Genomic DNA, 12,877 nt, shown 5'->3' with positions numbered 1-12,877 from the left:
CGTCAGACGTCACGGTGCTGCGGGATTCGCGGCGGCTTTGCGTTCGTTGCTTTTGTGCTTGCGCACGTCGTCGTTGAGCTGATAAGACTTGACCGTCAGCGCCAGCAGGCTGCCGAGCACCAGACCAGCGCAGACCGCATGCACCGTGGCCTGGGTGGCGATCTGATCGGCCGGCCGGCTGCCGTTGGCATTGGGCGGGGTCTGCGTCTGGATCGCCTGCATCACGCCCAGCGCCATGAGCGCCGGCACCATGGTGTTGAAGACCCGGGTGTCGACGCGCTCGGCCTGCCGCCCCAGTTCATCGCGGGTGAACGGGTTGCGGAAATCATTGTGCAGATGAGCGACGTGGGAGTGGTGGGTCTCCTGCATGCGTCGGGCCGAGGCTTGGTCCACCATGTGATCCTCGACCGACGAGGTCAACATGTTGGCCACGCCGGCGATCGCCCCGGCCAGCACCGCCATGCCGCGGGGTGAGTTCCAGGCGGGTTGGCCGCCGAGGGCGAACTGCTGAATCAGCTGACCCGTGAAATCGATGCCCGCAGCCGCGACACCGAACTGAGCCCGCATGCTCAACGGGATGTCGGCAGCGCGCAGATTGCGGCCCTCGGGTGGCTGGGCCACGTTGCCCTTCTGGTTGCCGACGTGCACCGTGTTGATCGCGGGTCGGAGCATCTCGCGGAACTGTGATTGCAGATGGGCGATCACCTGGATCGCCGCCACCGACTGGGCCACCGACTGCAATTGCGGATGGCTGCGCGCCATGACGCTCAGGCTCAGCGCCGCTGCGTCACCCGCGAGGATGCCGACGGTCTGGGCGCCTTGCCACAGGCGCCTCGCGGTGCTGCTGTTCTCGCCCGCTTCCTCGCCGGCGAAGGCGCGGTTGGCGACCGTGGAAGCCGATTCGCTGTGCATCTGTGACGCGATGCGTCGGACCAGCGACAGAGCGGTCAACCCGACCTGCAATCCCAGGGCGACATTTGGATTCGAGACCAGCAATCGGGCCATCTCCGGCGCCAGCACCCCCTGCACAACAGTTCGCACGCCTGCCACCGGAATCGCGTGGCGCGCGTTTTGCGCTGCGAAGAAGGCCACCCTGCCAGCGGGCTCAGGTTCGGGCTGAGGTTCAGGATGAGGTTCGGGGCCAGCGGGCGCCACCCCGCCCTGCGCATTCCCACTCGCACGCAGTTGCTCGCGTGCTTGCGCCACGCCCTGGCCCAGCGTGAGCGCGGCGGCCTCCGCGCCGCCTGACTGAGTGGGCGAGGCCAGCGCGATGTAATCCCCATGGGGAGGCAATCCACCGGTGGGTGATGGCGCCGACCGGGTACTCGACGACCGCACGAGCCCGTTGGACGGGGGATCCCGCTCGATCTCGATGATGTGATCCCGAACCGGCGTTGGCGGCCCATCCGTTTCATTCGAAGCCCTGCGGGACAAGGGCGGCGTGGGCTCACGCTGCAGGACCTCTGGCTGCTGCTGGGCAGCCTGGGAGGAGACAGATCCCCCCGCGGCGGGGGGCGTCCGCTGCAGCACCTCGTTCAAGGACTGGCGTGGCGATGGCGAGCCGCTCGAGGAGGACGTGCGGCGGCTCAGGCCTTGCAGCTCCACCGATGTCGGCGGACCGCGGTGCTGCGGCGAGCGGGGTAAGGACGGGGTGGACGATGAGCCCGTACCGGTGGGCGTGTTCGTCGATGGCTGAATCGTGGTGAGCGGGATGGCCGCGCTGCTCGCGCCGGTGTTGAGCGTGGGGGACTTCGTCATGGGGTACCTCGTGTGGACCCCACTCTCGGCAGACCCGATGACGTTGCCGTGACGCCCCCATGACCGGGCCCGGGCCCCTTCGTCCCGTTGGAATCGCCTTCGCGTGGGTCGTGTCCTCCGCGGCGAGCGACCGCCTCGGCAGGGCGTGACGGCGCTGACGCTGCGAGCGCGCCCGCAGCACCTCGAGATTGATCAGAGGGCGCTCACGTCGCGCCCCGGAGCCGGGCGCCGTTCAGGTCGCAGTCAGGTGGCCTCGACCAGACCGTCGGCTGCCGCGGCATTGCGGATCGGGGCCGGCGCGAGGGCCAGCGCGGCGGTGATGGCCTCGTCCTCCGACCAAGCCGCGCCTTCATGCTGCAGACGGGCGAGTCGGAACCCATCGAGTTGATGGCGCATCTTCCCCACCAGCACCCGCCACGCCGACGCGGATTCCACCTGATCGAACCGTGCGCGGCAGACATAGCCCATCAGCCGGGCGCCGTTGTCATGCCGGCCTTCCTCGATCGCCAACCAGGCGAAGACCGGCGCCACCCGCTCGAATCGCTCACGCGACCCGGACTGCCAGCGCTCGATGAACTCGGTGAGCAGCACCCGCGCCTTGGCCGCGCGGCCCTCGGCCAGCATCGACACCGCCAGGCAGATCAGCGCCCGTCCCCGGATCGACTCCGGACCGCAGGCCATCAGATGGCGAACGATGCCGCGCATGCGCAGCGCTTGGCCGTGCATCAGTTGTACCGTCGTCAGTCGATGCAGGTCGTCCTTCAGCCACGCGGCGGCGCCGATCTCGGTGGCCAGCGCCATCGAGTTCCCCAGCGCATCCACGGCCTCTTCGCCCCGCCCTTCCAGGGCCCACAGATGGGCCTGGGCGGCCAGGCCCCACAGGCGGGTGCGGACCGACCAGTCGCCCTCGGGCAGGGTGTTGATTTCGGCCACGAGCTCGCCCAGGGCGGACAGGCTGAGTTCGCCGTCCTCCACCACCTGACGGCACAGCGCGAGGTAGAGCAAGGCCGGATCGTTGGCCGTGCGGCTCAACGCGACCGCGCGGCGGAACCAGCTGGCGGCCTGCACCGGCGCGACCGTCGACAGCAGATGCGCATGATCGATGCAGTAACGAGCCCGCAGGGCCGTGGGCAAGGTGGCGGGCAACTCGGATTCGAAGGCGGCGTGTCGCCAGCGCACCTCGTCCGCGAGCCCCAGCAGCTCGAACAACTCGCGGGAGCGGGCCAGCAAGGTCACGCCCGCCGCCGGATCATGGATCAGGCACCAGTCCATCGCCGCGCGCAGGTTGCACAGCTCCGGGGCGAATTCAGCCAGCCAGCGGTCGTCCGGCATCAGGTGCCAGGCCCGCTCGGCGCGTTCGAACAACTGCACCATGGTGTGCGCATGCTGGCGGCGCACGATGTCGGTCTCGCCGGCCTCCTCCTGCAGCAACTGGCCATAGGCGCGCAGGTTCTCGCTCAGCCGATGGCGCGGCCGCTCGCCGGCCTCCACCGTCACCAGCGAGTGATCGACCAGGTTCTCCAGCGCATCCGCCACCGCCCAGGCATCCAGGCCGCAGTCATCCACTGCGGTGACGACCATGTCCAGGGTGAAGCCGCCTTCGAAGGGCTCCAGGCGGCGCAGCACCAGGCGTTCGGTGTCGGTCAGCAGCTCATGGCTGGCGTCCATCGAGGCGCGCAGCGAGCGATGCCGTTGCGGGCCGGCCTGCGTGCCGCGGGTCAGCAGCCGGAAGCGGTCGTTCAGCCGCTCGCTCAATGGGTCGATGCCGAACATCGCCAGGCGGCCGGCGGCGAGCTGCAGCGCCAGCGGCAGGCCATCCAGCCGGCGGCACAGGGCAATCACCGGCGCCACGTTGTGCGGCCCGAGCGAAAAGCCCTGATCTTGTGCACGGGCGTGGTCGACAAACAGCGCCACCGCACCATGTTCGAGCGCTTCCTGCGCATCGCAGGGCCCGGCAGGCACCGACAGCGGCGGTGGGCGGAACAGCCGCTCACCGGTCACCCGCAGCACCTTGCGGCTGGTGACCATCAGGCTGACCTGCTCGGTGCCCTCCAGCACCGCATGGCAGAAGGTGGCGGCCTGCGCCGCATCCACCTCCGCGTTGTCGAGGACCAGCAGCAGGTCGGTCGATCGCAGCACGGCCAGCAGCGCCGTCAGCTCGGTGCCCGGCTCCAGGCCCAGCGCCATGGCGACCGCACTGACCACGGGCAGCGGACCCTCATCGCGCAGCAGGTCGACCCACAGCACACCGTCGCGGAAGGCGGGTCTGCGCAGATGGGCGCAGGCCAGCGCGAGGGTGGACTTGCCCAGGCCGGGCGCGCCCACCACGGTCACCAGCCGGTGCTGTGCGCTGCGCAGGGCCAGCGCCTGCAGATCATGTTGGCGGCCGATGAACACGGGCGGTGCGGCCGGCAGCGCCACGGGCGTGATCGACGGGCCGGTGGCGGGCTCGGCGCCGGGCGGGGTGTCCGGCTCATCCATGCGCAGGGCGAAACGATAGCCCTTGCCGGCATGGGTCTCGATCGCGCCCCGGCCGAGCACCCGGCGCAGGGCCGACACATGCACCGCGGCATTGTTTTCCTCGACCACCTGGCCGGGCCAGACCGCATTCATCAGCGCGTCCTTGGAGACCAAGGCGCCCCGATGCGCGACCAGCACCGCCAGCAGGTCGAACTGCCGGCTCCCCAGCCGCACAGGCTCCCCCTGGACCAGGAGCACCCGCTCGGCCAAGTCCAGCTCGAATCCTTCGAAGCGATAACGACTTGTCACTTCATCTGCCCTTCATGACGCTCGCCGACAGTCGCCGCCGATCGTGGCGCATTGAATCGCGCTGCAGGGGGGCGGTCGCTGGGCGGGTCCGCTGACGTGCGGACCGCATGAGACGTGACGAAGTTTACGGGCGCCATGTGACAACGTCCAGGCGCCAGGTCTTGCCTGCAGCGTGTCTGGCAACGAAAGGTGACGGACGGCGTCCGCTGGGCGCGGGCGCGCGGTGCGTCTCAGCGCCGTGGTGCGGCGTGCCCCACGGCGGGGCTCAGCGCAGGTGGCCCATCTCCAGATCCGGGGTGGGGTGGGTGACGGGGTTGGGGGTGGGGGTGGGGTTCGTGGTGTCCCGAGGCGGCACGATCAACTTCAGTCCATTGGCCAGGTTCGCCTTGGCGTTGATCCAGAAATTCAGGCCGATCCAGGCGGGGTAGTTGCCTTCGGCGGCCTTGTGGAAGGGGTTGGCGTCCTGGAGCTTGTCGCCCAGGGCGATGGGCATGCCATTGGGCAGGGTCAGACCGAAATTGATGAGCATGCGCGCCGCGATGCCGGCGGCCATGGTGTGATAGTCGACCGAGTCATTGACCGAATGGCCGGCGGTGGCGCCGGGGAGCCTGCTCTTCATCAGGGTGGAGGTCAGGTCGGAGAGCGTGTCGCAGCCGATGCTGACGGCGCGCTGGCCGACGGCCGAGACCATCATGGCCGCGGCTTGGGCCATGGGCTCGGAATAGCCTTGGGCCTTGAAGGTCTCGGTGAGCATCGGTGTGACCTTGGCGCCGATGGCCGCGCCCGCCATGCCGCCGGCGATCGAGGTCCACATGTCGTTGAAGCCGGCCATCATTCGCGGCAACTCGCGTTGAAGGAAGGTCTTGTCCGGCAGCGAGATGGTGGCGCCCAGCGACGGAGCGGTCTTCATGTTCTCGCCGACGACCTCCTTGCCGATCGCCGCGGCCAAGCCGCCCATCGCGGAGGCGGTGGCCGTCAAGGTTTCCTTGGAGGCACCGAGCTTGCCACCGGCCGTCAGGGTCAGCGCCTGTACCGCCAGGGCGATCGCATGGCCACCGCCGTAGGTGACCGAGCGCTGGCCGAAGGTGGCCCACAACGCGCTCAGCAACTGGTCCCGAGTGACGGGTGGGCGCGCCGCCGCCGCCTCCTGGCCAGCGCCCGCGCCGCCGGACGTCGGCGGGGGAACGTCCGGCCCGCTGCCGGTCCCCTGGACCGCTGTGGACTGGGCCGTGGGCGTCCCGGCTGGGCTGAGGGCGGGGGGCGTGTTCAGTTGGGGCGGCTGCGCGAGGGGCTGAGTGAGCGTGGCAGGCACCTGTGGCGATCCCGCGCTGCCCCCGGCGCTGGCTTGACGGCCGGTGGGGGTTTGCAGCGGATGGAACGGCACCTGGCTGCCGCTGAGGCCGCTGGCGGGCGACGGTATTTGCGGCGAGCTTGCCGTGGTGGTGCTCGCCGCAGGTCGCGGCAGTTCGAGCGAGAGACGAGGCCGTGCGGCCCCTTCGCCGCCAGACGTCTTGCTTGGCCCCGGCAGCGATTCACGGCGCTGCGGCAGCCGGGTGGTGTCGGGCGTCCACGGGTCGTTGGTCGGCGATGTCTGCGGCTTGACGAGGCTGGTGGTGCTGGCGCTGGTGGCGTTGGTGCTGCTGCTGGTGTTGCCGGCGAGCGCCGGTGCCTTGCCGTTGCCATCCAGCGAGGATGTCCTCGCGGGCGTGGGGCGTTCGGTCGGACGCTCCCCCAGGCTGGGCTGCTGCGTGGCGCTGGACGTCGACAGATCGGCCGATTGGCGACGCGCCGGCACTTCTGCGGTGGAAGCGGCTGTGGCGGACGATGGGAGCGCTTCTGCCGATTGGCTCCTCGTCAGCGGCGGGCGCCCGGAGGGCAGGCCCGGATTCGGATTGGCATTGGCATTGGCATTGGCATTGGGGTTCGGATTGGCGCTGACATTGCCGTCGACGTGGGTGGTCGTGGGGGGCGTGGCCGGCGTGGTGGCGGTGTTGGCAACGGTCGTGGCGGCTGACGTGGCGGTGGCTGGGCCCTGCAGGTCGATCGAGTTTCGACGCACCGTCGACGTCTGCGCGGTCGTCGTGGCGGCGCTGGTGGTCGGCATCGACGAGGTGCGCGTCAAGGTGTGGCCGGTGCTGGGCGCCCATGGTTCGCGGGCTGGGGTGGGTGTCGTCGGCGTGGTGGCGGTTGGGGTGGCGGGCGACGACGGCGTCGTCGTCACCGGTGCGGTCACGGTGGCCGCTGCAGTGGAGGCAGTGGCGGCCGCCGCAGCGGTCGGCGTGGTGGGCTGGGGAGAGCCGCCCGTGGGCGTGGACGCCCGGGGCGTGGTGGGCGTGTTGGCGGTATTGAGCGTGGCGGGCGAGGTGTCGAGCGAGGGGCGTCGCTGCTGGGCTGACACCGCGCTGCCGCCGTCACGCTGAAGCGGCGGTGGCAGAGACTGGCTGCGCGGCAGCGACTGACTGCGCGGCGCGACGCTGTCCCCTTCACTGTTGCGGCGCTGGGGTCGCGCGCTCAGCCGCGTGTCCTGGAAGCTGCCGCCGGGCTGGCCGCCGGGCGGGGTGGTGGGCGTCGCGGGCGTCGCGGGCGTGTTGGGCGGTGTGGCCGGGGTGGGGTCCTGAACGGTCGGTGACTGGCGGTTCTGAACGGAACTGACCATGGCGGAACTCCCTTCGACGTGACACGATCGACGATGCCCCACGGCCGAGGCATGGCTGACATCCGACCGCGACTGTCAGCGCCCACCCAGGCGTGCGCTGGGCTCAGGCGAAGGGGTGCCGCCTCATGCGAAGCGCTGCGCCTGGATCCGAACCTGACCGAGCCTGTCGTGCGGATCTGTCATCACGCCGACACAAGGACTCAGCGACGTTCGCCCAGGTCGTAGTTCCAGCGCAGCTCGGTGCCGGCGGGAATGTCGGTGGCGGCGCGGAAGGCATGGATGCGGGCCTGCCAGCCGTGGCGCATCGCCACCCGGAAGCTCTCGCCGCTGACGTTGTAGCCAGTCTCGGGATGACCGGTCACACGGCCCTCGGCATCCACAGTGAACAAGGTGTTCATCAGCGACATCAGGTTCTCGCCGTTCACCGCCAGCGTGCCGGGCTCTTCGGCCGCGGCCATGAGGTAGCGGTCGTCGTCGAGCAGGAAGATGTCCACCTCGTCCATCAACTGGCCGCCGTACACGCCCAGACAGGTGCCGGCAGGGATGTGGGTGCGGGCGAACACGCCCCATTGGCCGATGAGAGCGCTCTCGCTGGGCGAGCGCAGGTCGGCGGCGGTCAACTGGCGGGGTTCCAGGTGGCGCAGGCAGGTGGAGGACCGGGTGCGCCGGCTGTTGCGCGAGGCGGTGAAGGGCTCGACATCGGCAAAGTCGTCGGGCCGGTCCAGCACGTCGAGGATGTGGATCACGCCGTGGTCGGCATCGCGGAACGGCGGATCGCCGCAGCGGTCGTGGCGATAGGCGCGGCGGGTGACCCGCTGGCGGTGGTCGTTGCGCACCTGCTGGAGCAAGGCGAGCCAGCGTTCGGTGCCGTAGGAGAGCAGCTCCAGCTGGCGAGTCCGCTCGGACAGGCTGAGCTGGCTGTCGGCGGGCAGGCTGGGCACGCGCGGGCCGTCCTCGGCGGGGCCGCTCCCTTCGTCAGGCTCTGCGGGCATCAGGCTGAGCAGGCGTTCCCGGCAGCTCAGCACATGGTCCATGTGGGCGCGTCGGCGCTGGGCCCTCGGCAGCGTGTGGATCGCGTGGTAGCGCTCCCAGAGCAGGCGATCAACGGCGGACTTGTCCCAGGTACGGGTGGTGGTGGCGGCGACGTTCACGGCGAGGCTCCCCGGTGGCGCAAACAGCCAGGGTACGCATCGCCGTGGGCGCCCTGCGCCACGCACCGAAGGCATGGGTGCAGGCGCGAAGGTGGTGCGACACCGCCCCGCCGGTCGCCTCAGCCCTCAAGCGCCTTTCGCGCCTTTCGCGCCTTTCGTGCCTTTCGCGCCTTTCGTGCCTTTCGTGCCTTTCGTGCCTTTCGCACCGTCCGCGCCTTTCGCATCCTGCGCGCCGCTGCGACGGCGTGACGGGTGACGCAAGCGCCGCCAACCGATCACCATGCCGCTGATGGCGACGATGGATCCAGCCGCCAGCAGCAGTCCGGTCACCACCTCCCAGAGCGGGCGGCGTTGAATCAGCCATGGGAAGTCGAGGCTGTGCGGCGCGTTGAACAGCCAGCGGCGCCATCGCGCCTGCGCCTGGCTGACGCCGAGGATCTGCCCATTCGCCGGATCCACATGCAGCCAGGTCAGCGCCGCATCGGTGAACCGCACCCGCCACACCGGCAGCACCCGCGTGCCGTGGTGGCTGTACCAATGCGCGTCCTCGCGGTCGAGCCACTGCAGCGCCGGGGGCGTCGCATCGGGCATGAAGCGCCGAGCGGCGGCGGTCAGGTCCTCGTCGGAGAGCGCGAAGGCCGTACCCGTGCGCGCGTCCACCACCTGCCGGTGGCCGGCCGCATCGCGCCACTGCATCAGCAAGCGCCCGTCGAAGGACAGGAGTTGCAGTTCACGTGCATCGGGCAGCGGCGGTGGGCCGAGTGCCGACAGGTCGGGCGTGAACGGCCCTTGCCAGCGCAGCTGCGCCGCTTCGTCCGATCCGGTGCGCTGGAACCATCGATTGGGGTCCATCGACAGCCAGCCGCTGGCCACCCAGGTGCAGACCAACAAGCCGCCCATCAGGCCGGTCAGATGGTGCCAGCGCATCCATCCACGGTACGGAGAGCAACTGCCGTTCTTGAAACGCTGGCGCAGCCGCACGCGCATCAGGCCGATCACCATGCCGGAGACCGCCGAGGCAATGCCCGCGCCGCTGACCCACAACACCACGGTGCGCCACAGCGGTGGGTCGGCGCGCAGCGGCGTGAAGTAGAGCCAATGCGGCACCGAACCCAGCCAGTTCCAGAAGCGCTCATGGCGGGTGGTGTCGCGCACGACCTCGCCGGTGACGGCGGAGATGTAGAGCATGGTGCCTGCGGCATCACCCACCTCCACGCGGTGCAGCGGCCGCAGCGCGTCCAGACCTTGCGGCACCGTCCACTGATCGCGATCGAGGGTCTCGACCACGCGGGCGCCCGGCGATCGGGAGAAGGCCTGACCGATGCGAGTGGCCGCCGTCGCGTCCACCGGCCCGAGGGCGCGGCCATTGACGGCGGACCACGCATGCGCTCGTCCCTTCGCATCCACGACCCGCCAGACCGGTTGGAATGCGTCGCCCTCGGGTGTGGCGGTGGCCATCATCTCCAGTGTCATGCGGCGTGGCGGCCGTGCACGAACCGCGTCCGGCAGCTCGCGCCACACCGCGGCCGGATTCACCCGGACCTGATCGGTGCGCAGTGGCGCCAGTCCGGTGAGCCGCTCTGCCTGGGTGAGCGCGGGATAGCCCACGAACATCATCACCAGCCCCGACAGGAACCAGATGACGAAGAGCAGGCAGCCGGCGATGCCCAGCCAACGGTGGGTCAGATAGAGCGCGCGTCGAAGCACCGGCCACGCCGGTGCCACAGCGGCCCAGCGGCGGGGCGCTGCCGTGTCAGAAGCGGACATAGGCGGACAGCTCCACGCTGCGCGGCCGTCCGAGCAGCCACTGGTTGCCGTTGTTGGACGTGCTGATCGCATAGGTCCGATCCAGCAGGTTGACGATCTGCAGGCCGAGGCGAAGATCCGGCCGTGCCTGCCAAGCGAGCACGGCATCGGTCACCGTGTAGGACGCGATCTGTCGGCTGTTGGCGGTGTCCACTTGTCGGCGTCCCACGTGGCGGATGCCGGCCGAGGCGGTCCAGTCGCTCAGGAGGCGCCAGTGCAGCCAGGCATTGGCGGTGGTCTCCGGGACGCCCGTCGGCGTGTTGCCATCGCGAGAGACCAGCGTGCCGCCGACGATCTCCCGGAAGTCGTCATAGCGCGCCCTCAGCCGCGCGACGTTGGCCTCCAGGCGCCAGGCGCTGCCCAGCGCCAGCTCGACCGAGGCCTCCACCCCTTGCGACGACTGCTGGCCGATCTGCTGCTGCACGTTGGGCTGGATCGGATCGCGCGAGAGCAGCTTGTTCTTCTCGATGCGGTAGCCCGCCACGGTCCAGGCGCTGCGTCGATCGGACAGCAGTTGCTTGTAACCGACCTCGACCTGCCGGCCGGTGGTCAGCTCGAACTGCTGCTGCGCGGCCGAGGTGGTGAGCAAGGCGCCGAGCGGATCGACCGCACGGCCGATCTGCGCATACGCCGACTGGGTAGACGAGGGCGCGAACACCAGTCCCAGACGGCCGGTGGTGACGTTGAAGCGTTTGTCGAAGCTGTTGGCCGGCGCGACCAGATCCTCCCGAGCGATCTTCGCGTGGTCCTGGCGCAGACCCGCCACAACCGACCACTGCGCATTCACCGCCAGGCGGTTCTCCAGGAACAAGGCCTGTGTGGTGGACCGGGCACGGTAGCGCGGCGTGTAGGGATAGGCGGCCTGATAGCGGCCCACGACCGGATCGAAGGGATCGACACCGATGCTGCCGCTGAAATAGGGCGAATCGTTGATGTGGGTGAAGCGGATGCGGTTGAACTCCAGCCCGAGGCTGAGCTGGTTCTCCATGCCGGCCACGGCCTGTCGGAGCCGCAGATCGCTGCGATTGCCCAGCTGCTCCTGCACATGGCCGATTTCCAGGAAGCTGCTCTGCTTCACTTGGCCGGTGGCCGCGTCCCAGGTGTAGCTCTCGGCATTACGCCAATGCCTGCGGCTGTCGAGGTGATAGAGCTGGTTGCGCAGCTGCACCGTGTCGGTCGGTGTCCATTGGGCGTCCAGCCGGGTCCAACGGTCGCGGTACTTGATCGCGGCATCCTCGGCGTTGTAGTTCTGGTGCCTGGTGCGATCGTCCAGCCGACCGTTGATCAGCGGCACGCCGAAATACGTCTGCGGCTGTTGATGGCCTTCGTCCCGGGACAGCGTGAGGTTGAGCGAGGGTGAGAGGTCCAGACGCAGCGCGCCGCCGACGGCCAGGCTTTCGGCATCGCCCCGGGCCATGAAACCGTCGGTCTTGCGGTGGCTGATGTCCACGCGGTAGGACCAGCGCTCATCGAGCGCGCCGCCGCTGCCGTAGGCGAGTTGGCGGGTGTGGTCGGCCCCGAGCGCGAGGCGGGCTTCCTGCCGAATCGGCGTGCGGGTCGGCTTCTTGGGCACCAGGTTGATGGCCGCGCCGATGGCGCCTTCGCCATAGATCACCGAGGCGGCGCCGCGCAGGACCTCGATGCGATCGGTGGACCAGGGGTCGAAGGGGAAGGTGATCGTGCCCGCCGCCACGTAGAGCCGGGTGCCATCGAACAGCTGCATCACCGAGCCATGGCCATTGAAGCCGCGCGCGCCCATGGACGTGCCCCCGTTGCCCGGCGCAGCGGACATCGAGAGACCGGTGGCGCGGCTGGCCGCCTCCAGCACGGTGAGGTCGCCGCGTTCGCGGATCGTGTCGCCGCTCAGCAGCTCGATGCTCGCGGGGGTCTCGAGCGGGGTTAGGCCCAAGCGGCTGGCGGTCGTCGGCGTGGTGAGGGTGGGCTTGGCCTCGGTCTTGCCGCTGATGCGCACCTCGGGCAGCGTGCTGGAGCCGGCGGCCCCGGGCGTGATGGCCACCGCTGCTGTCGTGGTGGCGGTAGTTGTGGCTGTGGTTGTGGCTGTAGCTGTGGCTGTGGCTGTGGCTGTGGCCGTCGCCGTCGCCGTCGCCATGACGGTTGGCGGATCCTGCGCGCTGGCCAGGCCGGTCAGGCCCAGGCCAGCCACCGTGCAGGCGATGGCCAGCGGGCTGGGGGCAAGGGCGGGTGCGGTGTGGCCGTGGCCGCAGGCGCGGCGGATGGTCGTGGTGAATCCACGAGCGAGGCGGGTCATGGGTGGGCTCCATCGGCCCGCGTCCCCGCAGGCCATTGCTGTGAATGGAGGCCGACGGGGCGAGCACGGACGACGCCGCACAGGCGTGCGACGCCGACGGCGCACCGCACCCCGCGGCTTCCGGAGCAGTTGCAGGCCGGTATCCGGGCTCGCGGCGTGTTTCGGAATGCGGTGGGCGCATCCCGGAACCGAGTCCTCGCCTTCCCATGCCCTGAGGGACACAGTGACCGTCGACGTGCGGACGCCGACATGAGGACTCTTGAACCGCTGACCGTTGCGGGGGCAGCACAGGCCTTGCATCGCAGGGATGCGCACCTGTTTCCCGTTTAACCCAGCCGTGAGACGGCCGGGCACCTTCAACTGATGATCTGCCGACGACACAGGGCCGTGCAGCGGCGGCGATTCTAGGGGAGTCTGCGCGCGGCCAAGCAGAGTGCGCAGTTTTCCTCATCCTCCCCCGCACGCACG

General features: G+C 69.8%; 6 protein-coding genes and 1 riboswitch. All 6 genes read right to left on the bottom strand.

Annotation, left to right across the window (positions count from 1 at the left end):
• Window positions 1-9 precede the first annotated feature (9 nt).
• The 6 genes from N4261_RS25510 to N4261_RS25485 all read right to left on the bottom strand — a co-directional run bounded on the left by N4261_RS25510 (window position 10) and on the right by N4261_RS25485 (window position 12,409).
• Window positions 10-1,758, bottom strand: a complete 1,749-nt coding sequence (locus N4261_RS25510; RefSeq protein WP_261758051.1) for a hypothetical protein — start codon at window positions 1,756-1,758, stop codon at window positions 10-12.
• 243 nt (window positions 1,759-2,001) lie between these two features.
• On the bottom strand, window positions 2,002-4,527 hold the full coding sequence (locus tag N4261_RS25505) for an ATP-binding protein (RefSeq protein ID WP_261758050.1): 2,526 nt from the start codon (window positions 4,525-4,527) through the stop codon (window positions 2,002-2,004).
• Between the two features lie 265 nt (window positions 4,528-4,792).
• Window positions 4,793-7,183 (bottom strand): hypothetical protein, encoded by a 2,391-nt coding sequence (locus tag N4261_RS25500; protein ID WP_261758049.1) that lies wholly within the window; start codon window positions 7,181-7,183, stop codon window positions 4,793-4,795.
• 200 nt (window positions 7,184-7,383) lie between these two features.
• Window positions 7,384-8,334: an SET domain-containing protein gene (locus tag N4261_RS25495; protein WP_261758048.1), complete on the bottom strand. Its 951-nt coding sequence runs from the start codon at window positions 8,332-8,334 to the stop codon at window positions 7,384-7,386.
• Window positions 8,335-8,460: 126 nt separating this feature from the next.
• Window positions 8,461-10,101: a PepSY domain-containing protein gene (locus N4261_RS25490; RefSeq protein ID WP_261758047.1), complete on the bottom strand. Its 1,641-nt coding sequence runs from the start codon at window positions 10,099-10,101 to the stop codon at window positions 8,461-8,463.
• On the bottom strand, window positions 10,088-12,409 hold the full coding sequence (locus tag N4261_RS25485) for a TonB-dependent receptor (protein ID WP_261758046.1): 2,322 nt from the start codon (window positions 12,407-12,409) through the stop codon (window positions 10,088-10,090). Before N4261_RS25485 ends, N4261_RS25490 begins: the two co-directional genes overlap by 14 nt.
• 117 nt (window positions 12,410-12,526) lie before the next feature.
• Window positions 12,527-12,782, bottom strand: a riboswitch (cobalamin riboswitch).
• Window positions 12,783-12,877: the final 95 nt, after the last annotated feature.

Origin of the sequence: Roseateles amylovorans, from assembly GCF_025398155.2 — a bacterium.
GTDB classification, from domain to species: Bacteria; Pseudomonadota; Gammaproteobacteria; order Burkholderiales; family Burkholderiaceae_C; genus Roseateles; species Roseateles amylovorans.
This window is presented reverse-complemented; position numbering and strand designations above follow the sequence as displayed.